Here is a 22357-nt window from a genome sequence, read left to right on the forward strand (position 1 = left end):
AAATATCCATTTTTGGCTGAACTGCGTCCGTTGAATACAGCGCGTTAGCGACCATTACGAAAAGGTCTATGCAAACAGTTCCTGCAGCTTGGCTCCCGGATCGGGGGCGCGCATGAAGGACTCGCCGATTAGAAAGCCATAAATGCCGCGGCCGGTCATGGTTTCTACGTCGGCGCGGGTCATAATGCCGCTTTCGGTGATGGTGAGTCGCTCGGGGCCAATGCGCCGATGCAGGTCAAAGGTGGTTTCCAGCGATACCTCAAAGCTGTGCAAGTCTCGATTGTTAATGCCTACCAGTGGAGTGCTAAGGGTGAGGGCGTCGTCCATTTCTTCGCTGTTGTGAACTTCTACCAGTACGTCGAGGCCTATTTCGTGGGCGATGCCTTCGAGTTCCTGCATCTGGCCTTTGGTCAGGCAGGCGGCAATCAGCAGTATGCAATCGGCGCCGATGCTGCGGGATTCATACACCTGGTAAGGCGATACCATAAAATCTTTGCGGATAACGGGCAGGCTGCAGGCGTTACGAGCGGCCACCATGTAATCTTCGTGGCCCTGGAAGAAGTCGTGGTCGGTGAGCACGGACAGGCAGGTGGCGCCGCCTTTTTCGTAGCTTTCGGCGATCTGCGCCGGCTCGAATGGGTCGCGCAGTACACCTTTGCTGGGCGACGCTTTTTTAATTTCGGCGATAACCGCTGGTTTTGAGGCTTCTATGCGCTGGCGCAGAGCCTTGGCAAAACCGCGGGTGCCGGGTTGGTCGCCGGCTCGTGCTTTTAGGTCAGCCAGGCTGGCGGTGCGCTGACGCTGTTCGATTTCCTGCCATTTCCTGTCGACGATTTTGCGCAGGATGGTGGGCGTTTTGTCGTTCTGTGCGTTCATTTTTTTGGGTTCCGTGTTTGTGCTGATCTACTATTCATTTTGCTCAAAAGCATTGGGAAAACGTCGCCAGTTCGGTCAGTTTACCGTTGGCCCGACCGGAGCCTATGGCGTCCAGGGCCAGTTGTACCCCTTCTTTGGCTGTGGGTGCTAGCCCGGCGATATAAATAGCGGCGCCGGCGTTCAGGGCGATCATGTCGCGGGCTTTTTCAGCGCTTTCGTCGTGGTCGCGGCTAAAGGCGGCTTTGATCAGGGCCAGAGATTCTTCGGCGGTGTTGACGGTCAAACCAGACAGGGTTTGGCTTTTTATGCCCAGGTCTTCCGGAGTTATTTCATATTCGATAATTTCGCCGTTTTTCAGCTCGGCCACGTGTGTGGTGCTGGCCAGGCTAATTTCGTCCAGGCCGTCTTTCGAAGCCACCACCATGATGTGTTCAGAGCCAAGTTTTTGCAGTACCTCGGCCATAGGGCGGCACAGAGTTTTGCTGAAAACACCCACCAACTGGCGTTTTACACCGGCGGGGTTGGTCATCGGGCCGAGGATGTTAAACAGGGTACGGCAGCCCAGTTCCTTGCGCGGGCCGACGGCGTGTTTCATGGCGCCGTGGTGGGCCGGGGCGAACATAAAACCAACCCCGACCTGCTCCACGCAGCGGGCGACCTGTTCTGGCGTCAGGCTCAAATTAATACCGGCCTGTTCGATCAGATCGGCGCTGCCACTTTTTGAGGACACCGCGCGGTTGCCGTGTTTGGCGACGAAGCCGCCGGCTGCAGCCACAACAAAGGCGGCCGCAGAAGAGACGTTGAACAGGTTGGCGCCGTCGCCGCCGGTGCCAACGATGTCGACCAACGGTTCGGCGTTGACGTTTACACCAGCCACCAGTTCGCGCATGACTTCTACCGCGCCGGTAATTTCATCCACGGTTTCGCTCTTCATGCGCAGGCCCATCAGCAGAGCACCAATCTGGGCGTTGGTGGCTTCGCCGTTCATGACGATGCGCATCACCTGTTTCATTTCGTCACGGGACATGTCGAGATTTTCAGCGACCCGGTTCAGTGCGTCTTTCATGTCCATTACATCAGCCTTTATGTTCTGTTCGCGGGTGTTCAGTTCGTAAAAAATTACGCAGCAGTTCGTGGCCCTGTTCGCTCATGATCGACTCAGGGTGAAACTGGACGCCTTCCACAGCCAGGGTTTTGTGGCGCACACCCATGATTTCTTCCACGCTGCCGTCGCTGTTGCGGGTCCAGGCGGTCACTTCCAGGCATTCCGGCAAGGTGGCCTGTTCAATCACCAAACTGTGGTAGCGGGTAGCCTGCAGCGGGTTGTTCAGGCCGCGGAATACGCCTTTGCTGTGATGGTAAACCGGGGACACTTTGCCGTGCATCACTCGGCCAGCCCGAATCACCTGGCCGCCGAACACCTGGCCGATAGCCTGGTGTCCCAGGCAAATGCCCAGTATCGGAATTTTACCGGCGAAATGGCGGATAACGTCCATAGAAATGCCGGCGTCGCTTGGGGTACAGGGGCCGGGGGAAATCACCAGCCGTTCCGGTTTCAGGGCTTCAATCTGCTCCACGGTGATTTCGTCGTTGCGATGTACCTGCACGTCGGCACCCAGCTCGGCCAGGTACTGCACCACGTTGTAGGTGAAAGAATCATAGTTGTCGATCATCAAAAGCATAATCTGTCCCTCGCCTTAGTGGTCAAAGTCGTTGTAGGTCATGGCGACGGCGCGGAAAATGGCGCGGCCTTTGTTCATGGTTTCTTTCCATTCCAGGCGTGGTACTGAATCCGCGACTATGCCGGCGCCGGCCTGTATGTGCAGGGTGTTGTCTTTGATCACCGCGGTGCGGATGGCGATGGCGGTGTCCATGTTGCCGTTGAACGACAAATAGCCCACGGCGCCGCCATACACGCCGCGTTTGACCGGCTCCAACTCGTCGATGATTTCCATGGCGCGGGTTTTTGGTGCGCCGCTTAAGGTGCCGGCGGGCAGGGTTGCTTTTAATACATCCAGGCAGCTGATGCCGTCTTTTACTTGGCCGGTGACGTTCGAGACGATGTGCATCACGTGGGAGTAGCGTTCAACCGCCATTTTTTCAGTTAGCCGCACGGTGCCGGTTTCCGATACCCGGCCCGCGTCGTTGCGGCCCAGATCAATCAGCATCAGGTGTTCGGCAATTTCTTTTGGGTCAGCCAGCAGTTCGGCTTCCAGGGCGCGGTCTTCAGCTTCGGTGGCGCCGCGTTTGCGGGTGCCAGCGATGGGCCGCACGGTCACTTCGCGATCTTCCATTCGCGCTAGAATTTCCGGTGATGAACCCACAATGTGGAAATCGTCCAGATCCAGAAAGTACATGTACGGAGAGGGGTTCAATACCCTGAGTGAGCGATACAGGTTCAGTGGCGGTGCTTCAAATGGAATCGACATGCGTTGGGAGATGACGGTTTGCATTACGTCGCCATCCAGAACGTAGTCCTTGATTATGCCCACCGCTGCTTCGAATTTTTCCTGACTGAAGCCGGACACAAATTCGCTTTCATCCACGGTTTTACCGCGCAGGTGATCCGGGGTTTTCGGCGCTTGCGCGGTGCTTTGGCGCAGCTGCTGTTCCAGTTGATCCAGGCGCGTCTGGGCCTGTTCAAAGGCGCCGTCGTCTGCCGGGCTTACGTGCACAATCAGGTGCAGTTTGCCGCGAAGGTTATCGAACACCACCAGTTCGTTGGACACCATTAGCAGAATATCGGGGGTGCCAATGCGGTCTGGCGGGCAGCTGTTGACCAGGCGTTTTTCAATGTAGCGAACGGTGTCGTAGCCGAAGTAGCCCACCAAGCCACCGTTGAAACGCGGCAGTTCAGCCAGATCAGGAGCGTGGAAACGTTGCTGATAGCTGGCGATAAAAGCCAGTGGATCTTCTACCTGGCTGCTTTCTATCAGTTCGCCATGGCGGCGGATTTCAATACGGTGATCGAAAACTTTCAATACTTCCTGGCTGGGCAAGCCGATGATGGAGTAACGGCCCCATTTTTCTCCTCCTTGAACGGATTCGAACAGGTAGGAATAGGGCCCACTAGCCAGTTTTAGGTAGGTGCTTAACGGGGTGTCCATATCCGCCAGTACTTCACGGTACACGGGGATGCGGTTGTAGCCGGCTTGTGCCAGCTTACGGAAATGTTCGGGGGTCATGATCGGGCTTCCTGAATACTGATCTGCGTTCGGGCTGGCGCATGGCGTTGTGCCGGCCGGGTGGTGGTTTCAAGCGGGCGGCCACCCTCCATCCGCCGGGCTGAGTATTCAGCCGTTGCGCCATCGCCACCAACGTGTTGCGCGGGTACTCGGTATACCTCGCGCTGCAATCAGACTCAGTCCCTGCACGGCAGGAATCTCCCAATGTGGTTTACAGATAATCGATAGCCTAAGAGGTTACAAAAGCTCGCTCAGGGAATCAACCACGGCATTGGCTCCCAGTGCCTGCACGGGGTTGCCAAAGTTGTAACCGTAAGTAACGGCCACGCACGGAACGCCCGCGGCTTTGGCGGCCTGCACATCGGCCGCTGAGTCACCGACCATTACCGTGGTGGCGGGCCCGCCGTTTAGTTTTTCCATGGCGTACAGCAGGGGTTCCGGGTCGGGCTTTTTGTTGGCCAGAGTGTCGCCCCCGACGATGAGCTTGAAATAACCGTCAAGTTTTAACTGTTTCAACAAGGGCGCCACAAACTGCTCGGGCTTGTTGGTGACGATTGCCATCGGGCAGCCCATTTGCTGCAGCCGGTTCAGGCACTCAATAACGCCTGGATACACCTTTGCGTGCTGGCCGTTGGCGTTTTCATAGTGCTGGAAGAACAGCGCCATAGCGTCTTCAAATACGGCTTCGTCTGCAGCGTTGGGTGGTTGCCAATCGGCTTTACCCGCCAAAGCACGCCGAATCAATATCGCGGCTCCGTGGCCCACCCACTGGCGCACCTGATCAATGCCGGCAGGGGGGCGGCCCAGCCGTTCCAGGGTTTGGTCAACGGCAGCGGCCAAGTCCAGCGCGCTATCAACCAGGGTACCATCCAGATCAAACAGGGCAGCGGTTGGCCAGCGTATGTTAAAAAGACCTTTCAGAATCATGGCAGGTTCCGTTCAAAGGCCCAGAGTTTTACTGGCGTGTTCAAGTTCGGCGCGCATGGCGTCAATGGTGGCCTTGTAATCATCGGTATTAAAAATGGCTGAACCGGCAACAAAGGTATCGGCACCCGCTTCAGCGATTTCGCGGATATTGTCAGTTTTTACGCCACCGTCTATTTCCAGTCGGATGTTGTAATTGCTGGCGTCTATACGCTTGCGCGCTTCGCGCAGTTTATCCAGGGTGCCGGGGATGAACTTCTGGCCGCCGAAACCAGGGTTTACCGACATCAGCAGAACCATATCGAGCTTGTCCATCACATAGTCCATGTACTGGAGCGACGTGGCAGGATTAAACACCAGCCCGGCTTTGCAGCCGCCATCGCGGATCAGTTGCAAAGAACGGTCAACGTGTTGGGACGCTTCCGGGTGGAAGGTTATATAACTGGCGCCGGCATCCATGAACTTGCGAATCAGGTCGTCTACCGGAGACACCATCAGGTGTACGTCAATGGGCGCGGTAACGCCGTGTTTGCGCAGTGCCTCGCAGACCATAGGGCCGATGGTCAGGTTGGGCACGTAATGGTTGTCCATAACATCAAAATGCACCACATCGGCACCGGCGGCCAATACGTTATCGACCTCTTCGCCCAGGCGGGCAAAATCGGCAGAAAGGATGGAGGGTGCGATCAGGTACGGATTCATGGTTCGCCTCTGGCTGTCGGCCGGAACGGTTCCGGCATTTCGGTATGGTTGGTGCTGCGTACGGCTGCGGCTGCTAGTCTATCAGCTCACAAGAGGTTTTCGCAGCGGGATAGCGCAATGGGTGGCAATGTAAGTGGTGAATAATCGGTTGTTGTTGTTTATTGGGTTATTGGTCATGTTGGCCACGCCGTTGGTTCAAGCGCAAGACGAGCCTGCCGATGCGGCTCAGGCCAGTGGTGATGCCGCCGTTGCCGATGAGGCAGTGGAACCAAATACGAACCCTGATAATAAAGCGGCGCAGCCAGCTGGCGCCCGGCCACAACGAGCCAGTGTGGTAACCGGCCAGGGCACCATGGCACTGTTGCAGCAGTGGCCGCAGTCTGCGGTGTGGTTAGAGGTCGATAGCGCCGACGACACGCCGAATTCTGTGCTGGCGCTGATTTTCACGCCGCTGGCAAAAGCCGCAACTATTGGCGTCGTGGTGTTGGCAGACGAAGGCCAGAACGCTGGCGAAGGATTTGTAACCGCCTTTGCCGGAAGCTTGGCTGAGCGGGGGTTGGCAGCTCTTACGCTAGGCCTGCGTGCGCCGACGGGTGGATTGAAACAGGTGATGGAGCGCGAACTGCCGCTACCTGAAGCATCGCCCGCTGAGCCAGCCGCAGATGTAGGCCAGGGGCCACAGGCGGTGGCGGCCCAAGTTGCCGGGGCGTCCTCAAACGCAAACCCAGACCCTATGCTGATTGAAGTAATGGCGGGCACCGAATTGCCTGAAGCGGAGCTGCAGTATCGCCGGGAAGTGGCTGCGCAGTTACAGGCGGCCGTTGGCTATCTGAAGCGCGAAGGCTACCAGAAAGTGGTGATTGTGGGCGTTGGCCGGGGCGCCAATTTTGCCACTGCGTTGCCCGAACTGGCCGACAGTGCGGGTCTGGTTTGGCTGTTGCCCAGGTTTTATCCGCGTGACCTTAACGTGTTGGCAGAACGTTTTATCGAAACCCCCCGTTTACGTGTATTAGATGTGCAGGCTGCGCGGGGTGACCGGTCGCAGAGCGCGATGCAGCGCACGACCGTTATGAACCAGGTTAAGGTTGCGCAGTACCAGCGCCAACGAGTAACGGTACAAGAGCCTGTGCAAGCGCGGCAAGGTGACGCTTTGGCCAGCCGCCTGGCTGCTTGGATAAAGGCGGACAGCAAGCCGGCTATGGATTAGCAGGTTGCCTGGCGCCAAGCGCAGTGGACAAACGAGCTACATCATTACCATTACCATCGCCATTACAACGGCTTATGGCGTTGTTTGATGAATTCCCAGGCTTGCTGATAGCGAAGCAAGCGCTCTTTTGCGGCCGCCAGTTCGTCGCGGGTCAGTTGTTGTTGGGCGAGTTTGTCCGGATGTATTGAAGACACTTTGCGGCGCCAAATACGCTTGGCCTCCTGTAAAGAATCGTGGCGGGTAATGCCCAGAATCTCGCAGGCGTCCTGGTAGCTTTTCGGTGCCGGCGGTAGGATCGCTGCTTGCGGCCACACCTGGGCGGCGTAATGGTCGAATATGTCATCGCTTACGCCTACCGGCAAGCCACTTTGCACTACGGCGTCTTCACAGCGGTAACGTCGCGCCTGTGATGGTCGGCCATGCAGTTGTGCGCTGTGGCACAGGCAAATGGCCAACATCACAGCTCGCCTTGCCAATAGGGGCGTCACCATTTTTAGCCACCAAGCCTTCAGCGGCCCAAGTTGACCGGTGGTTTTGCCTTGGGTGAACCAGCGAACGGCGCGTTTACGCTGGCGCCGATTCAGGCTTAGTGCGACCATCAGCGCTTCGGCGTAGTGAATATCAGCCTTACCAACTGTGCCTTCTGCCTTGGCAATATGGCCGAGGAAAAAGAACAGATAGCGCTGACTGAAAAACGGCAGCCGCTGTTGTTCAAGCAGTTCTTCAGCCTGATTCTGGCAGTGTGTCAGTCGCGGAAGGAGATAGCGCAGGGCGTTATCGAGCCGCCGTGATGCCGGGCGTCTTTTTACCATCGGGAATCTCGGGAATTGGGCGTGCGCAGCTGCCGGTCAAGCCAGCTAAGGCGTTCCGGTGTGCCTACATCCAGCCATTGACCGTCATGATAGACGCCTTTTACCCGATTTGCCCCGGCGGCTTGCTGTAACAATGGCCCGAGCTTGCCGGACTGGTCTGTTAATCCTGCAAACAGCCGGCGGTTAAGCAGGCTGACGCCGGTAAACGTCAGCCTGGGCAGGGTTTCATCACAGCTGATACGGCCATCGGGCTTTAGCGCAAAGTCCCCTTGCGGGTTGTGTGGGGGGTTGTCGGTGAGTATCAGCAACGCATCGGCATCGCAGGGCGGTTTCAACTCGCGTAAATCAAAATCGCACCAGATGTCGCCGTTAATCACCACGAACCAGTCATCGCCGTCGTCGGTCAGCATGGTCAGCGCGCGTACAATGCCGCCGGCGGTTTCCAGCGGTTCGCCTTCGCGGGAATAACTCAGTTTCACGCCAAAGGCGTCGCCCTTGCCCAGCGCCTTCGCAATCTGCTCGCCAAGCCAGGCCAAGTTGATAACAATGTCGTTAAAGCCGCTGAGTGCAAGGCGCTGCAGGTGGTAGTGAATCAGCGGTTGCCCGCCGGCTTGCAGCAGCGGTTTTGGTGTGTGCAGGGTCAGCGGACGCATGCGCTCGCCTTTGCCCGCGGCCAAAATCATAGCCTTCATGGCTGGTGCGCGCCGAGCACCGGGCCCAAGGTGGCTTCCACTGCCGGTACCACAGTGCTCAACAGCCAGTCATGGAAGGGGCGTAAAGCCGGTTGGCGGGCGCTCGCACTGCACAAGTATCCAAGGGTGCGGGGAATGTCATTGAGGTAATCCTGCTTGCCATCGCGCAGTGCCAAGCGGGCAAAAATACCCGCGGCTTTCAGGTGACGTTGCATGCCCATCAGTTCGAACCATTGGCGGAAGGTGACCGCATCAGCGCTGTGCAGTCTGGCGTTCAGGCTGCTCTGGCGATAGCTTTCCAGCCAGTTCTGAACACGCTCGTGAGGCCACTGTACGTAGCAGTCTTTCAGCAGCGACACCAGATCATAGGTGACAGGCCCCATGACCGCGTCCTGAAAATCGATGACGCCGGGGCGCTCGTCGTCGTCCGTTACCAGCAGATTGCGGGAGTGGTAGTCACGGTGCACTGGCACCTTTGGCTGAGCACTGGCACTTTCCCGTAACAGGGTAAATGTGCTGTTTAGCATGGCAAGATCGCTGTTGTTCAGCTCTAACCCTAGCTGTCGCTGTAGCAGCCAATCGCGGAACAGTGCCATTTCCCTATCCAGTAAATCGTTGCTATAAGCCGCCAGCGGATAGTCAGGGTTATCGGGTAGTTGCTGAATGCGCGCCAATTCCGCCAGTGCGTTGCCGTAAAGTTGGTCGGCGTTAACCGTGTTGAGCTGCCCCAGCAGCAGGCGATCACCAAAATCTTCCATAAGAAGAAGGCCCCGGTCCAGATCTTGCTGCACAATGGCGGGCACTTTAACGCCGTGACTGCGCCAATGTTGAGCTAAGATAACAAAAGGCTGACAGTCTTCGTGCTCGGGTGGTGCGTCCATCACGATAAACGCCTGACCGGCTTGCGCTCCTGGTGTTCTTTCCACCCCGCGCGCCTCTTGCCAATCAGCGCTGCGCCATACCCGAAAATAACGCCGGAAACTGGCATCGCCGGCTACAGGCGCCACGGCGGTGTTTGCAAAGCCGGGGAATTGACTGACCCAGCGGGTCAGCAGTTGCAGGCGGTGATCCATGGCGCGCGGGTTTCCTTAAAGGATGCAAAACCGGTACCCGCAGCTTGGGTGCGGGCTTCTGGAGCACTAAACTACGAAGATCCGCGGTTGGAGTAAAGCCTGCTGCAACGGCAACTGAAAGAAAGTTAAGCTCGCCCGGCGGGGGTTTCCGTTAACAAGCCGGGGGGCGCCGTGTAAACTGTTGAATCTCTCATCCACTGACCACAGGATAACGGCCACCGTGTTATTGCGTAATCACCCACGGAAGCATTCGCTTGGCCGCTTGCCGCGCTCGTTGGTCTGTCTGCTGAGCGGCGGACTCTTGGGTTGCGGCAGTTTGGCTACGGCAGCACAACCCGCGCCATCGGCGGCTGAAATCGACTGGCGACTGCGCGAGCAACTGCCTGCCAGCGCCCAAGCGCGCCTGCCGTCTTTTTGCGAGGGTGGTTATTTATCGGGCGGGAGCGCTGTTGAAGGCAACGATGCGATGATGTCGCAGCGAAGCGGTGCCGGGCAGCCACTGCAAGCCAGCGGCTTGACGGCGCGCTATGAAATCGACAATGAATTGTACTTGCAGGGCGACGTGCGGCTGCGTCAGGGAAGTTTTCAGGTGTCTGGCGCCGAGGCCCGATACCGCCAGGCAGAGGGCCGGGTGGCCATCACCGGTCCTTTGACGAGCCGCGGCCAAGGTTTTTTGCTGACCGGTGATTCCGCCAATTACAACGTCGAAAGCGGTCGCTTAGACATCAACACCGCAACTTTTTTGCTGCACGGGCCGGAGATGCGTGGCCAGGCAGAGAGCCTGTCCCGAGTCGGCGATAACGAAGTGCTTATCAGCCAAGGGCTGTTAACCACCTGCGGCCCGCAGCAGAACGACTGGGCCCTTGTAGCGCAAGAGATCCGTTTGGATCAGGCGAAAGGTTTTGGCACCGCTAAACATTTGCGACTGGAAGTATTAGACGTGCCGGTGTTTTATTGGCCCTGGGTTAGTTTTCCCATTGATGACCGTCGCAAGAGTGGTTTTTTGTACCCGGGATTTGGTACCTCCAACGCCGGCGGGGGTGGTTTTGTGGCGCTGCCTTATTACCTGAATCTGGCGCCCAACTACGATGCCACCATTACCCCCCAGTTCATTGGCGGCCGCGGTCTGTTTACCGAAGTGGAAGGCCGCTATTTGAGTAACTACGGCGAAACAGTACTTCAGCTGGGTTATATTGATAACGATACTTTTTTCCGCGACGAAAATCCGGGCGAAAATGGCCAGCGCTGGGCGCTGGGTGCCACCACCGAAGCGGCCTTGGGCCGAGGCTGGACGGGATACGGCGATTTTGCAGCGGTCAGCGATGACGATTACTTGAGTGACCTGAACCGCAGCCTTGATATCAGCCAGGCTACTCACCTTCAGCGCCGCGGCGGTGTTCGCTATCAGGATGCCAGTCAGTACTTCGATGCGTATCTGAACGATTACCAGACGGTGGCGAAACGCATCGCTGACGTGAACCGGCCTTACGCCCAGTTACCGGAAGTTTTGTATTCCGCCGTAGCCGATACTGGTACCCTTGAACTGGGCGTTGATAGCCAATATACGTATTTTCAGCGGGACAATGACAACCTGACAGGTCTGGATCGTGCGAACGGCCAACGCCTACGCCTGGTACCCGAGGTGGCTCTGCCCATGCGGGCATTCTGGGGCTATAGCCGGCCCTCTGTTAGCGTGGACTATACTCGCTACCAGCTAGAAGATTACACCCTGGGCAGCGGTAACCTTGACCGCACGGTGCCTGTGGCAGAGTGGGACAACGGCTTGTATTTTGATCGTCGAAGCAGCCTGTTCACCGTACCGTTTAACCAGACTCTGGAGCCGCGGTTGTATTACGCCTGGGCTGACGCTGACGCTGACCAGAATCGCATTCCTGATTTTGACACGGACTTGAAGTCCTTCCGTTTTGACCAGCTTTTTCAACGTAACCGCTTTACCGGTGGCGACCGGGTAGGCGATACCAATCAGTTAACGGTGGCATTGACCAGCCGTTTTAACGATCTGCTAACCGGTGCCGAACGTGCCCGTTTCAGTGTGGGTCAGATCCAGTATTTTGAAAGTCGTGACGTCAGTTTGTTTGGCGTGGGTGCGGAAGACCGTAGCCGGTCGCCGATGGCGGCGGAAGTAGTGCTGAACCCGCTGGATACTCTGGAAATTCGCAGTTCCCTGCTGTGGGATCCAGACGCTAACCAAACCGAGGAAGGCCGCAGTCAGTTAACCTTCCATTCTCCCGATTACCGCTATCTGGCCAGCGTGGGCCATACCTACAGCAAAGGCAATACCGCGGCGACCCAGCTGGAACAAGCCGATGTGGGCGTGGTGTTCCCGGTCAGCAACCGCCTGAGCCTGATCGGGCGCTGGGTGCACGACACTGATCTGGACCGTACCGTGGGGTCGCTGGCGGGAGTGGAATACAATAATTGTTGCTGGAGCCTGCAGGTGGTACACCAGAATTACTATACCGACGACCAAGAACTGGACAGCCGTATACTGTTCCAGATTCAGCTTAAAGGCCTGGGGGGCACCGGCGGCGCCTCTACCAGCGTTGCCGACGCCATTTATGGTTTTGATGAGCGCGAACGCCGTCGCTTTGGCGCGCCGTAACACAATTTTGGAGCTTTTAAACGCTATGCCACTGTTTAACAATGAGGTGACTATGAAGGCGACCTTTCGCCACTGTGTAACATCCCTGATGCTGGTGTTGGCATTGCTGCCGCTGGCGGCTCAGGCCGAGCGCCAGCTGCTGGACCAAGTAGTTGCGATTGTCGATGACGACGTGATTCTGGCCACCGAGCTGGACGCTCGCATCAACACCATTGTTACCCGGCTGCAAGCTCAGGAAACGACCTTGCCGCCGCGCAGTGTACTGCAGGAGCGGGTGCTGGATCAGCTGATTACCGAATCGGTACAGCTGCAGATGGCGGGCAAAATGGGCATGCGCATCAGCGATAACGAACTCAACGAAACCATGATCAGTATCGCCGGTCGCAATGGCATGAGCCTTGAGCAGTTCGAGCAGCAGTTGGTTAGCGAAGGCGTCAGTTACCGTGACGCCCGCGAGCAGATCCGCAATGAACTTCTTACCAGCCGGGTTCAGCAGCGTCAGGTGGGCAGCCGCATTCGGGTAACAGACCGCGAAGTGGAAAACTATCAGCAGGCGCAACAAGCCGGCGGTGGCAATACCGCCGAGTATCGCCTGTCTTACATCTTTATTGAAACCGAGGATCCCGGCAGCGATACGTCGGTAGAAGCTGCTCGTAGCAAAGCCGAGACACTGCGCCAGCAGATTGTGGAAGGTCGGGATTTTCGCGCGGTTGCGGTAGCAGAATCGGATGCCAGCAACGCCCTGGAGGGCGGCGATATGGGCTGGCGCGTTGAAAGCCAGTTGCCGTCTCTGGTCGCTCCAGTGGTGCCAGACCTGGTGGTGGGCCAGCCGTCCGAAGTATTGCAGAATAGCAGCGGTTTTCACTTGGTGATGGTGATGGAGCAGCGCGGTGGCGAACAGCAGAAATTGGTTCAGCAAAACCGGGTAAGGCATATTCTGGTGCAGCCGTCTGACGCGATCACCGAGGCCGAAGCCGAGGATAAGGTTCGCGATCTTTTTGAAAAATTGCAAAACGGCGCCGATTTTGCCGAACTGGCTAAGGCCGAGTCAGACGACACAGTGTCGGGTTCTGACGGTGGTAATCTGGGTTGGGTAAACCCCGGGCAGATGGTGCCAGAATTTGAACAGGCTATGCAAAATGCCACCGTGGGGCAGATTGAAGGCCCGGTGCGTTCGCAGTTCGGCTGGCATCTGTTGCAGGTGCAAGAGCGTCGGCAGAAAGACATGAGCGACGAATTCCGCGAATCTGAAACTCGCCAGACCCTATATCAGCGCAAGTTCGAAAATGAACTGCAGAATTGGCTGCGGGAAATTCGTGATGAGGCTTTTGTCGAGTTCAAGCCGGGCTATGCCGAAAACAGTGACACTGAGGCCTCCGCAAACATAGATGCCAGTGCATCATGAGTGAGGGGATTACCCTCGCCGTGACCGCTGGTGAACCTGCCGGCATTGGGCCTGAATTGTGCTTGCAGCTGGCAGGTCAAGAGCGGCAGGTAGGCATTGTTGTGGTAGCCAGCCAGCTATTGCTGGAAGCCCGTGCCCACTTGCTCGGGTTAAGCGTTCGGCTGCTAGCCTGGCAGCCCGGCATGGTAGCCACTAAGGCCGCCGGCGAGCTGTCAATCATGCACGTTAACGGCTGTAATAGTAACCAAGCTGGCCAGCTCGACACCGGCAACAGCCAGTACGTTCTGGATACCCTGACCTGCGCTGCCGAAGGCTGCCTGAACGGCAGTTTTGACGGCATGGTGACCGCGCCGGTGCATAAAGGCGTGATTAACGACGCCGGCATCGCTTTTAGTGGCCACACCGAGTTTCTGCAGGAATTGTGTGGTGTTGAACGGGTTGTGATGATGTTGGCCACTGAAGAATTGCGGGTGGCACTGGTGACCACCCACTTACCCCTTAAAGACGTGTCTGCAGCGATAACGCCCGAGCGCTTGAGCCAAGTGGTGCGGATTCTGAACGCCGATCTGAAAACGTTTTTCAATATTGCCCGGCCGCGCATTCTGGTGGCCGGTCTGAACCCCCACGCCGGCGAAGGCGGGTATTTGGGGCGCGAAGAAATCGAAGTGATTGAACCCACACTGGATCAGTTGCGCGCTGAGGGCATAGCTCTGACTGGCCCGCTGCCAGCAGACACCCTATTTACGCCGCACTGGCTTGATAACGCAGACGTCGCGCTGGCGATGTTTCACGATCAAGGCCTGCCAGTGCTGAAATTTCAGGGTTTTGGCCGCGCGGTAAATATTACCCTCGGCCTGCCCATTGTGCGCACCTCGGTGGACCATGGCACTGCGCTGGATTTGGCCGGTACCGGCAAAGCCGACGGCGGCAGCCTGTTAACAGCCATTCGCGTGGGTGAACAAATGGCCCGTGGTTTGCGCGCCAATCAGATGAAGAGAGAAATACCGTGAGTAGACAACCCGGCCATCAGGCCCGCAAGCGCTTTGGCCAGAACTTCCTGCACGACCCCGGCGTTATCGAGCGTATTGTCCGCTCTATTGCCCCCAAGCCCGACCAGTCTATTGTAGAAATTGGCCCCGGCTTGGGCGCCATCACCGAAGAAATTCTGGCGGTGAACCCGCGCCTGCAGGTGGTGGAGCTGGATCGCGATTTGATACCCATATTGCGCACCAAGTTCTTTAACTATCCAGAGTTTCGAATTCACCAAGCCGACGCGCTGAAGTTCGACTTTAAAGAACTGGCGGGCGAGCAGCCGCTGCGGATTATTGGCAACCTGCCCTATAACATTTCAACGCCGCTGATTTTTCACTTGCTGGCCCAGAGCGGCGTGGTTAAGGACATGCACTTCATGCTGCAAAAGGAAGTGGTGCAGCGTATGGCGGCGATTCCGGGCGACAACAATTATGGCCGTCTTGGCATCATGACCCAGTATTTCTGCAAAGTGCAGCCGCTGTTTGAGGTTGGGCCGGATGCCTTCCGCCCTGCGCCAAAAGTGGATTCGTTCATTGTCCGGCTGGTGCCCTATGCTACCTTACCGCACCCGGCTAAAGACCTGGGCACACTGCAGGCGGTGGTGCGCAGCGCGTTCAACGCCCGCCGTAAAACCCTGCGTAAGGCCCTGGGCGGTTTTGTTACCGCCGCCGAGCTCCAGCAGTTAGGGATCAATGATGGCCTGCGCCCGGAAAATCTAGGCTTGGCGGATTATGTCGCCATTGCTGACTATCTGGTGACACGTGCACCCGGTGCTGACATCGAGGCGCCCGGAGCTGGCAATGAGTGATCGTCTATGAGTGAGTATGCCGTTGGCGACATTCAAGGGTGTTACGACGCTTTGCAGCAGGTTTTAGACAAGGTTGGATTCTCGCCGTCGCGGGACCGCCTGTGGGTAGCGGGAGATTTAATCAACCGTGGTCCGCAGTCCCTGAAAACACTGCGCTATATTGCCAACCTGGGCACCAGCGCCGAGGTGGTTTTAGGCAATCACGACTTGCACCTGCTAGCCGTTGCTATGGCGGATCACAAGACAAAGCGTAAAGACACTCTCGACAGCATTCTTGCAGCGCCTGATCGCGATCAGCTGCTGAACTGGCTGCGCCAGCAGAAACTGTGCATGTATGATCCCAAGCGCGATCTGTTTATGGCCCACGCTGGATTGCCTCATATCTGGACGGTGGAGCAGGCCTGCATTCGCGCGCGCGAAGTGGAACAGGTGATCCGTGGCCCGCAAGCCGCCGAATATTTTGCCGGCATGTATGGCAATCAGCCGGCAGGCTGGCAACCTGGCCTGAGCGGCATGGACCGCTGGCGGGTGATCACCAATTACTTCACCCGCATGCGCTTTATCTCCGCCGATGGCGCTTTGGAATTGACGGCCAAAGAATCGGTGGACACCGCACCCGAGGGCTTTGCGCCCTGGTTTGATTATGCCCGCGACGACAACACCCGGGTGGTATTTGGCCATTGGGCCGCGCTGGAGGGTCACACCGGACACAAACGCTTTATCGGCCTGGATACCGGCTGTGTCTGGGGTGGAGCATTGACCATGATGAACCTGGATAGCGAGGAGATCACCTGCTGTGACTGCTAAGCATGCTGAATCGGGGCTGGCTGGCTACGCCGACGGGCAGGTTATAGCTCGTCCAGCGTTGATGATATGGGCTTTGGTAACCGGTGCCCTGCTGGCACTGACTGCAGTGATGGCGGGTGCCTTTGGCGCCCACGGCCTGCGCAATGTGGTTGATGCTCGCGGCTTGGAAGTATTTGAAATGGCGGCGACTTACCAGATGTACCACGCCCTGGGACTGGTTTTGGTAGCCGTACTGGCCGGCTTTGGCTTATCGCGCAAGCTGCTGACGGTGGCGGCGGCTTTTATGCTTGCCGGTGTGGTCTTGTTCAGCGGCAGCCTGTATGCGCTTGTGCTGGTTCAAGCCAAGGGTATTGGCCTTATTACGCCGATTGGCGGGGTGTGTTTCATGCTCGGCTGGCTGCTGCTTGTGGTGGCGGCACTGACATTTAAAACGGATTCAAAGCGGGTTGAATAAGGTACGAGCTATGAAGTTGACAGTGAACGGCGAGCCAATGGCGTTCCCAGCCGGCACCACCATTGGTGCCTTAATCGAACATCTGGGGCTGGTGGGTAAGCGCCTGGCCATTGAACTGAACGAAGATATAGTGCCCCGCAGCCAGCACGCAGACACGGCCTTGGCTGAGGGCGATCAGGTAGAAGTGGTACGCGCCATCGGTGGCGGCTGACCGCTAATAGCCAGACGCTTTGCGCAAAATCTCTCGCACAGGCTGCCAAAGCTTGGGTGCGCTGATCAGTATATCTTTGCCCCATAAGTCCGCGGGTTGATTTTCGGGCACCTCGCCGAAGTGTCCGGCGTGGGCACCAGCTTCTATTGCTATCAGCCTTGCGGCGGCAAAATCCCAGGGGCTGACATTTTCGTAGTACACATCCAACCGGCCGCAGGCTACCCAGCATATATCCAGAGCCGCAGAGCCAATTCGGCGTAAATCACGGCATTGGTGAATCATTGCATCCAACCGCTTTAGTAGCGGCTCCAGCGCGTCTTTTGTGTAAGGGAAACCGGTGGCAAACAATGCCTGGCGCAGCTCGCTGGCATTGCTGTGGCTGATCGCCTGGCCGTTTAGGGTTGCCCCTTCACCGCGGGTCGCGCGGAAGGTTTCCCCTTTGCCGTTCTGGCCGGCGAAGGGTGCGTGCACAACGCCTGCCTGCACTTGGCCGCGCTCGGCGTAGGCGATGGAAACGGCTACTTGTGGGTGGCCGTAGGCGTAGTTTACGGTGCCATCGATTGGGTCAATCACCCACAGCGGCGTATCGATGTGCTCGGCCTGAGCCAGGTCGGGCATGGTTTCTTCCGACAGAATGCGATGTTCCGGAAAACGCCTGCGGATGGCATCGGTAATGAACTCGTCCGCCATTATATCGGCGTGAGTCACAAGCTCAGTTTGCTGTTTGTAATCGGTACGCAGGGTGTTGTGATCGCGCTCGTGACGAATCAGCTCTCCGGCGTCAAGGGCCAGGGCTTGGGCAAAGTCAGTGATCTCGTGCAGGGAAAAAGAATCAGACATGGTGCCTCCTGGCCGTAAAGCGGTGTTCAGAGCCGGTGGGTGTCCAGCTCAGTGTGAATAATTTGCCGCCCCAGCATAATAATGCGGCCGCTATAACGTTCTTCGCCGGTGCTGGTGAAGTCAAACATGAAACGTCGCCATACCCGCAACTGTCCGCCGCTGTCGCGTTTTACCCATACGCCGCGCAGATACACAGCCTCATCCAGCAGCATTACATCCATGGTTTTGCAGTAGCGCTTGGCCGCAATCAGCACTCCATCTTTGATAGCCGTGGCCCGCCACCAGTACCAGGTGGCGAAGCCAAGAACAAACAGCCAAAACAGATTGAGCAGCGTCAATGCGAATTAGCTGGCTGGAGAGTGGTTGGGGTGATCGTGATTTTCTCCATTGTCATCCTCATGCTTGTCTTTGCTGGCGGCGTTGTGGTCCCGCGCCAGCAGCACGTAAAACGCCGGCAGTACAAACACAGTGAGCAGAGTACCAATGCCCAGCCCGGCCGTAATAGTGAGGCCGATCGCGAAGCGACTTTGAGCGCCCGGTCCGGATGCCAGCAGCAGCGGTACCATCGCGAAAATCAGCGCCAGTGACGTCATGATAATAGGCCGCAAACGAATAGACGCGGCTTCCACCACTGCATCCAGTTTGTTCAACCCTTTGCTTTTCTGCAGCTGGTTGGCGAATTCCACAATTAATATTCCGTTCTTGGACACCACGCCTATCAGGGTAATCAGACCTACCTGAGTGTAGATGTTCATGGTAGCAAAGCCCAACACAATAAACGCCATGGCTCCGGCTACCGACATGGGCACGGATATCAGAATGATCAGCGGATCGCGCCAGCTTTCAAACTGCGCCGCCAGCACCAGGTAAATCACCAATAGCGACAGGAAGAAGGTCACCATCAAAGCGCTTCCTTGTTTCGCTTGCTGACGGGTTTCGCCCTTGTAGTCAAAACCAAAGCTCTGGGGGAGAATGTCCGCCGACGTCTTTTCCATGAAATCCATAGCGGTGCCAGAGGCCACACCGGGCGAAACCACGCCTTCAAGAGTCAGCGAATTTTGTTGGTTGAACTGGGTACGGTTCGACGGTTCTACATCGCGGCTGAAAGACACCACGCTGGACAAGGGCACCAGTGCGCCGCTGTCGGCACGAATGTAGTAATCTTTCAGAGCTTGTTCGTCTGTGCGGAAGTTTTGATCCACCTGGGGAATAACCTGATAAGAGCGGCCTTCCATACTGAAGCGGTTAACGTAACCGCCGCCGAGCATACTGCTCAACTGCTGGCCTATGTCTTTCATTGACAGGCCCAGGTCTGACGCCCGATCACGATCCACATCGATGCGGGTAACCGGCTTGTCAAAGCTGATGGACTTGCGCAGGAACATGAAGTTGCCACTTTGCATAGCCGCGCCTACCAGTTCGTCGGCAACGCTGCTCAATTGCTCGTAACTGCCACCGGTGGTCACTACAAACTGAAATGGCAGGCCGCCGCCAGAACCGGGTAGGGACGGACGGGCGAATACTGCCGTTTGCAAACCGGTCACTTTGCTCAGTTCGGCGGTCATTTTAGGCTGCATCTCAAACTGGGTTATGTCGCGCTCTGTCGAGGGCTTCATTTTTAGTCCGCCAAACACCGCGTTTGGCGCAGTGAAGCCAAGAACCATGAAGTCTTCGTAGTAGCCGTCGACTGTCGATAACCGCTCCTGAACTTCTTTGCCATTTTCAAGCAGATAATCAAGGGTGGACGTTTGCGGGCCCAGACCCTGGTAGAACAGAATGCCCTGATCTTCGGTCGGCGCCAGTTCATTTTGGCTCATGGTGACCATGAAGTAGATTGAGCACAATATTGCCAAGGCAAAAAACACCACCACCGACTTGGTTTTCATCAGCGACACAAGGGCTATGGAATAGCCATTGGCGATACCCTGAAAGGTGCGCTCTACGATGCGTTCGAACTTGCCGGGATCGCCGTGGGGTTTAAGAACTTTGCCTGACAGCATGGGCGACAGGGTCAAGGCTACAATCCCGGAAATTACCACGGTGCCCGCCAGAGTAAAGGCGAACTCGGTGAACAGTGAACCCACAAGGCCCCCCATAAACCCGATGGGCGCATACACCGCAACCAGGGTTGTTGTCATGGCAATAATGGGCACGGCCATTTCACGGGCGCCATGGATGGCGGCATCGTATCGTGATTCGCCGTTCTCAATGTGCCGATGAATGTTTTCCACCATGATGATGGCGTCATCCACCACCAGGCCGATCGCCAGTACCATTGAAAGAAGCGTCAGCAGGTTCAACGAGAAGCCGAACAGCAGCATCACAAACGCACCGCCCACCAACGATAGTGGAACCGCAATAGAGGGAACTATAGATGCGCGCACAGAGCCCAGGCATAAAAACACGACGATCAAGACAATCACCAGTGCCTCGGCCAGGGTTTTAATCACTTCGCTGATGGAGTCCTCAATAAACTGTGAGCCATCATAGGCCACCCGAATCTCAAGGCCTGAGGGCATTTGGCTGCGAATACCTGGCAGTTCATCTTTTACCAGCTTGGCCACGGTTAGCGGGTTGGCGCCCGGAGCTAGCTCAATGGCGGTGAAGGTGGCCGGGATGCCTTTGTACATGACTAGCTGGTCGTAAGATTGTGCGCCCAGTTCAACCCGTGCAATGTCCTGCAAGCGGATCTGGGTGCCGTTTTTCTGTTTTACCACGAGCTGTTTGAAATCTTCAGGGTCGGCAATGTCGGTGTTACTGGTCAGCGCGATCTCAGTAAACGTACCTTTGGTGGTACCGACTGCGGCCTGGTAGTTATTCGCGCGCAACTGGTCAACAACTTCTACCGGCGTCATGTCCACAGCAGCGAGGCGTTCCGGGTCAAGCCATACCCGCACAGCAAATGTACGCCCGAGCAACTGAGCCTTACCTACGCCGCTAATCGCTTGTAACTGGGGCTGCACAACCCGGGTTAGATAGTCGGTAATTTGCGGTACGCTTAACTCGCCTTCGCTGTAAAACGCGATATACATCAATGCAGTGGAATCGCCGGTGCTGGAACTGATGACCGGGTCTTGGGCCTCGGTTGGCAGCACGTTCCGTTGGCTTGCCACTTTCGACTGAATTTCAGCAAGGGCCGCGTTAGCGTCGTAGTTTAGCTCCATGTGGGCTTCAATGGTTGAAGAGCCCTGGGCGCTGGTTGAAGTCAGATAGTCGATACCGCTGGATTCAGCGATGGCCTGTTGCAGTGGCGTGGTAATAAAGCCTTTAATCAGATCTGAGCTGGCGCCCGGATAAGCGGTGGAAATGGTAACCGTGGTGCTTTCCAGTTGCGGGTACTGGCGTATTTCCAGATCCATGGCCGCGCGAACACCCAGCAGCAAAATTAGCAGGCTTACGACGGTTGCCAGCACCGGGCGCTGAATGAATATGTCGGTGAAACGCATTATTCAAACGCCTCCTGTGAACCTTGACTGATGTTGCTTGCAGCTTTGCTGCTGTCATCCTGAATCTTCACGGCTTGGCCCGAGCGCAGTCGTAACAGGCCTTTGGAGACAACCGTTTCGCCCGCTTTGAGGCCTTCGAGAACCGCAACCCTATCGTCACGCGCATCGCCGGAGCGAACACTGCGACGTGTGACCACTTTTTGGCCTTGGTCATTGTCTTCTACGACAAAGGCGAAATCGCCATAAGTATTGTAGGAAATCGCGGTGCGTGGCACGGTCACTACGGTTATGTCATCAGGTTGACGCGTACTCACTGTGGCAAACATGCCCGGGCGCAATAGTTGGTTGCGGTTGGCAAGGGTAGCGCGAATACGCACGGTGCGGGTGTCAGCGTTCACCGACGTATTGATGGCGCTGACCGTGCCGGTGAATTCGGTGTTTGGCACCGCAGCGACCGTAGTCATGACAGAATAATCTACAGCTACGTCAGGCAAATTCTTTTCCGACAGGGTGTAATCAACGTAAATAGGATCAAGCATGTTGATTTCAACAATCGGTGTACCAGTGGCAATGTATTGGCCCTGATCCACCAGGCGGATACCCACGGTGCCGTCAAAAGGCGCACGAATCACTTTTTGACTGAGCTGGGCTTCGGCCTCGTTAACCCGCGCGTTGGCGGCATCGTAGTTGGCCTTGGCTTGATCATACTGCGACTGTGATACAGCGCGTTTCGGCAGCAGGTCAGCTATGCGTTTGAATTCCTGACGGGTAAGTTGGGCCTCGGCGCTGCGGGTGCGAAGAGCCGCTTCATCAATGGCGGCGTCCAGGCGAATCAGCACGTCGCCCTTGTTGACAAGGTCACCAGATTCAAAGTTGATCTGTTGGATAACTCCGGGCACTTCGTTGGCTACATCAATGCCATTCACCGCCACAATGCTGCCGACGGCTTTCACGGCAGGTGTCCACTGCTCAGTCTGCGATTGCACCACCGAGATTTCCGCCGGCGGCTGCGGTTGTGACATTTGTTCCTGCATCTGGCCAAATTGCCAGAATTTGTATCCAAAAATACCGCCAAGAACGACGCCGAGAAGAACGATAACAATAATGAAGCGAAAAGCAGTGCGCATGATGACAGACCTTGATAATTCAGATTACGCCCCGTATTCGCACAGGCATGGCCGCGGCGGGGAAATTAGGTTAAGCAAAGAAGCATAGCATCCTATAAAAGTCACTGAAACGTTCATCTGCTTTTATAGATAG

Annotated in this window: 22 protein-coding genes; 8 read left to right on the plus strand and 14 right to left on the minus strand. The window is 56.7% G+C overall.

Annotation, left to right across the window (positions count from 1 at the left end):
- Nucleotides 1–66: 66 nt before the first annotated feature.
- The 7 genes from trpC to rpe all read right to left on the minus strand — a co-directional run bounded on the left by trpC (nt 67) and on the right by rpe (nt 5687).
- Complete coding sequence (trpC, locus tag MIH18_RS14900; protein ID WP_249012749.1) at nt 67–876, minus strand: indole-3-glycerol phosphate synthase TrpC; 810 nt, start codon at nt 874–876, stop codon at nt 67–69.
- A gap of 43 nt (nt 877–919) precedes the next feature.
- Nucleotides 920–1948 (minus strand): anthranilate phosphoribosyltransferase, encoded by a 1029-nt coding sequence (trpD, locus tag MIH18_RS14905; RefSeq protein ID WP_249012750.1) that lies wholly within the window; start codon nt 1946–1948, stop codon nt 920–922.
- Between the two features lie 4 nt (nt 1949–1952).
- Nucleotides 1953–2558: an aminodeoxychorismate/anthranilate synthase component II gene (locus tag MIH18_RS14910; RefSeq protein ID WP_249012751.1), complete on the minus strand. Its 606-nt coding sequence runs from the start codon at nt 2556–2558 to the stop codon at nt 1953–1955.
- A gap of 15 nt (nt 2559–2573) precedes the next feature.
- Entirely contained in the window at nt 2574–4061 is a 1488-nt protein-coding gene (trpE, locus tag MIH18_RS14915) for an anthranilate synthase component I (RefSeq protein ID WP_249012752.1), read from the minus strand.
- Nucleotides 4058–4231 (minus strand): hypothetical protein, encoded by a 174-nt coding sequence (locus MIH18_RS14920; protein WP_249012753.1) that lies wholly within the window; start codon nt 4229–4231, stop codon nt 4058–4060. Before MIH18_RS14920 ends, trpE begins: the two co-directional genes overlap by 4 nt.
- 67 nt (nt 4232–4298) lie before the next feature.
- Complete coding sequence (locus MIH18_RS14925; RefSeq protein ID WP_249012754.1) at nt 4299–4988, minus strand: phosphoglycolate phosphatase; 690 nt, start codon at nt 4986–4988, stop codon at nt 4299–4301.
- Nucleotides 4989–5000: 12 nt separating this feature from the next.
- Nucleotides 5001–5687, minus strand: coding sequence for a ribulose-phosphate 3-epimerase (rpe, locus tag MIH18_RS14930; protein WP_249012755.1), 687 nt, complete (start codon nt 5685–5687; stop codon nt 5001–5003).
- A gap of 133 nt (nt 5688–5820) precedes the next feature.
- Between rpe and MIH18_RS14935 the strand changes: the two genes are divergently transcribed.
- Entirely contained in the window at nt 5821–6894 is a 1074-nt protein-coding gene (locus MIH18_RS14935) for a DUF3530 family protein (protein ID WP_249012756.1), read from the plus strand.
- 62 nt (nt 6895–6956) lie between these two features.
- Here the strand turns inward: MIH18_RS14935 and MIH18_RS14940 are convergent, their stop codons facing one another.
- Genes MIH18_RS14940 through MIH18_RS14950 form a run of 3 tightly spaced genes read right to left on the minus strand, consistent with a single transcriptional unit; the run spans nt 6957 to nt 9471 of the window.
- Nucleotides 6957–7706 carry a molecular chaperone DjlA gene (locus tag MIH18_RS14940; protein ID WP_249012757.1) on the minus strand — a complete coding sequence of 250 codons (750 nt, stop codon included), beginning with the start codon at nt 7704–7706 and terminating at the stop codon, nt 6957–6959.
- On the minus strand, nt 7700–8398 hold the full coding sequence (gene murU, locus MIH18_RS14945; protein ID WP_249012758.1) for an N-acetylmuramate alpha-1-phosphate uridylyltransferase MurU: 699 nt from the start codon (nt 8396–8398) through the stop codon (nt 7700–7702). The genes MIH18_RS14940 and murU overlap by 7 nt, the downstream gene beginning before the upstream one ends.
- A complete protein-coding gene (locus MIH18_RS14950) occupies nt 8395–9471 on the minus strand; it encodes a phosphotransferase (protein WP_249012759.1) in 1077 nt (358 codons plus the stop codon). The genes murU and MIH18_RS14950 overlap by 4 nt, the downstream gene beginning before the upstream one ends.
- A 220-nt stretch (nt 9472–9691) precedes the next feature.
- On the opposite strand from MIH18_RS14950, the gene MIH18_RS14955 reads away from it, so the two are divergent.
- Genes MIH18_RS14955 through thiS form a run of 7 tightly spaced genes read left to right on the plus strand, consistent with a single transcriptional unit; the run spans nt 9692 to nt 16811 of the window.
- Nucleotides 9692–12094 carry an LPS-assembly protein LptD gene (locus MIH18_RS14955; RefSeq protein WP_249012760.1) on the plus strand — a complete coding sequence of 801 codons (2403 nt, stop codon included), beginning with the start codon at nt 9692–9694 and terminating at the stop codon, nt 12092–12094.
- 52 nt (nt 12095–12146) lie between these two features.
- Nucleotides 12147–13499: a peptidylprolyl isomerase gene (locus tag MIH18_RS14960; RefSeq protein ID WP_249012761.1), complete on the plus strand. Its 1353-nt coding sequence runs from the start codon at nt 12147–12149 to the stop codon at nt 13497–13499.
- A complete protein-coding gene (gene pdxA, locus MIH18_RS14965; RefSeq protein WP_249012762.1) occupies nt 13496–14509 on the plus strand; it encodes a 4-hydroxythreonine-4-phosphate dehydrogenase PdxA in 1014 nt (337 codons plus the stop codon). Before MIH18_RS14960 ends, pdxA begins: the two co-directional genes overlap by 4 nt.
- Nucleotides 14506–15339, plus strand: coding sequence for a 16S rRNA (adenine(1518)-N(6)/adenine(1519)-N(6))-dimethyltransferase RsmA (gene rsmA / locus MIH18_RS14970; RefSeq protein WP_249012763.1), 834 nt, complete (start codon nt 14506–14508; stop codon nt 15337–15339). Before pdxA ends, rsmA begins: the two co-directional genes overlap by 4 nt.
- A 6-nt stretch (nt 15340–15345) precedes the next feature.
- Nucleotides 15346–16146, plus strand: a complete 801-nt coding sequence (locus MIH18_RS14975; RefSeq protein WP_249006533.1) for a symmetrical bis(5'-nucleosyl)-tetraphosphatase — start codon at nt 15346–15348, stop codon at nt 16144–16146.
- Nucleotides 16136–16600 (plus strand): DUF423 domain-containing protein, encoded by a 465-nt coding sequence (locus tag MIH18_RS14980; RefSeq protein WP_249006532.1) that lies wholly within the window; start codon nt 16136–16138, stop codon nt 16598–16600. The genes MIH18_RS14975 and MIH18_RS14980 overlap by 11 nt, the downstream gene beginning before the upstream one ends.
- A gap of 10 nt (nt 16601–16610) precedes the next feature.
- Nucleotides 16611–16811, plus strand: coding sequence for a sulfur carrier protein ThiS (gene thiS, locus MIH18_RS14985; RefSeq protein ID WP_249006531.1), 201 nt, complete (start codon nt 16611–16613; stop codon nt 16809–16811).
- Between the two features lie 3 nt (nt 16812–16814).
- On the opposite strand, the gene MIH18_RS14990 is transcribed toward thiS, so the two are convergent.
- Genes MIH18_RS14990 through MIH18_RS15005 form a run of 4 tightly spaced genes read right to left on the minus strand, consistent with a single transcriptional unit; the run spans nt 16815 to nt 22224 of the window.
- Nucleotides 16815–17651, minus strand: a complete 837-nt coding sequence (locus tag MIH18_RS14990; protein WP_249006530.1) for an inositol monophosphatase family protein — start codon at nt 17649–17651, stop codon at nt 16815–16817.
- A 26-nt stretch (nt 17652–17677) separates the two neighbouring features.
- On the minus strand, nt 17678–17989 hold the full coding sequence (locus tag MIH18_RS14995; protein WP_249006529.1) for a DUF3301 domain-containing protein: 312 nt from the start codon (nt 17987–17989) through the stop codon (nt 17678–17680).
- A 6-nt stretch (nt 17990–17995) separates the two neighbouring features.
- Complete coding sequence (locus tag MIH18_RS15000; RefSeq protein ID WP_249006528.1) at nt 17996–21097, minus strand: efflux RND transporter permease subunit; 3102 nt, start codon at nt 21095–21097, stop codon at nt 17996–17998.
- On the minus strand, nt 21097–22224 hold the full coding sequence (locus tag MIH18_RS15005; protein ID WP_249012764.1) for an efflux RND transporter periplasmic adaptor subunit: 1128 nt from the start codon (nt 22222–22224) through the stop codon (nt 21097–21099). The genes MIH18_RS15000 and MIH18_RS15005 overlap by 1 nt, the downstream gene beginning before the upstream one ends.
- Nucleotides 22225–22357: the final 133 nt, after the last annotated feature.

The sequence above is a fragment of the Marinobacter sp. M3C genome, from assembly GCF_023311895.1.
Taxonomy (GTDB): domain Bacteria; phylum Pseudomonadota; class Gammaproteobacteria; order Pseudomonadales; family Oleiphilaceae; genus Marinobacter.

What these genes read in the sequence shown, in the direction of transcription:
- MIH18_RS14925 (WP_249012754.1), bottom strand. Translation starts at nt 4,988, where the DNA reads ATGATTCTGAAAGGTCTTTTTAACATACGCTGGCCAACCGCTGCCCTG.
- MIH18_RS15000 (WP_249006528.1), bottom strand. Translation starts at nt 21,097, where the DNA reads ATGCGTTTCACCGACATATTCATTCAGCGCCCGGTGCTGGCAACCGTC.
- trpD (WP_249012750.1), bottom strand. Translation starts at nt 1,948, where the DNA reads ATGGACATGAAAGACGCACTGAACCGGGTCGCTGAAAATCTCGACATG.
- pdxA (WP_249012762.1), top strand. Translation starts at nt 13,496, where the DNA reads ATGAGTGAGGGGATTACCCTCGCCGTGACCGCTGGTGAACCTGCCGGC.
- MIH18_RS15005 (WP_249012764.1), bottom strand. Translation starts at nt 22,224, where the DNA reads ATGCGCACTGCTTTTCGCTTCATTATTGTTATCGTTCTTCTCGGCGTC.
- trpE (WP_249012752.1), bottom strand. Translation starts at nt 4,061, where the DNA reads ATGACCCCCGAACATTTCCGTAAGCTGGCACAAGCCGGCTACAACCGC.
- MIH18_RS14940 (WP_249012757.1), bottom strand. Translation starts at nt 7,706, where the DNA reads ATGGTAAAAAGACGCCCGGCATCACGGCGGCTCGATAACGCCCTGCGC.
- MIH18_RS14990 (WP_249006530.1), bottom strand. Translation starts at nt 17,651, where the DNA reads ATGTCTGATTCTTTTTCCCTGCACGAGATCACTGACTTTGCCCAAGCC.
- murU (WP_249012758.1), bottom strand. Translation starts at nt 8,398, where the DNA reads ATGAAGGCTATGATTTTGGCCGCGGGCAAAGGCGAGCGCATGCGTCCG.
- MIH18_RS14950 (WP_249012759.1), bottom strand. Translation starts at nt 9,471, where the DNA reads ATGGATCACCGCCTGCAACTGCTGACCCGCTGGGTCAGTCAATTCCCC.
- trpC (WP_249012749.1), bottom strand. Translation starts at nt 876, where the DNA reads ATGAACGCACAGAACGACAAAACGCCCACCATCCTGCGCAAAATCGTC.
- rpe (WP_249012755.1), bottom strand. Translation starts at nt 5,687, where the DNA reads ATGAATCCGTACCTGATCGCACCCTCCATCCTTTCTGCCGATTTTGCC.
- thiS (WP_249006531.1), top strand. Translation starts at nt 16,611, where the DNA reads ATGAAGTTGACAGTGAACGGCGAGCCAATGGCGTTCCCAGCCGGCACC.
- MIH18_RS14975 (WP_249006533.1), top strand. Translation starts at nt 15,346, where the DNA reads ATGAGTGAGTATGCCGTTGGCGACATTCAAGGGTGTTACGACGCTTTG.
- MIH18_RS14960 (WP_249012761.1), top strand. Translation starts at nt 12,147, where the DNA reads ATGAAGGCGACCTTTCGCCACTGTGTAACATCCCTGATGCTGGTGTTG.
- MIH18_RS14910 (WP_249012751.1), bottom strand. Translation starts at nt 2,558, where the DNA reads ATGCTTTTGATGATCGACAACTATGATTCTTTCACCTACAACGTGGTG.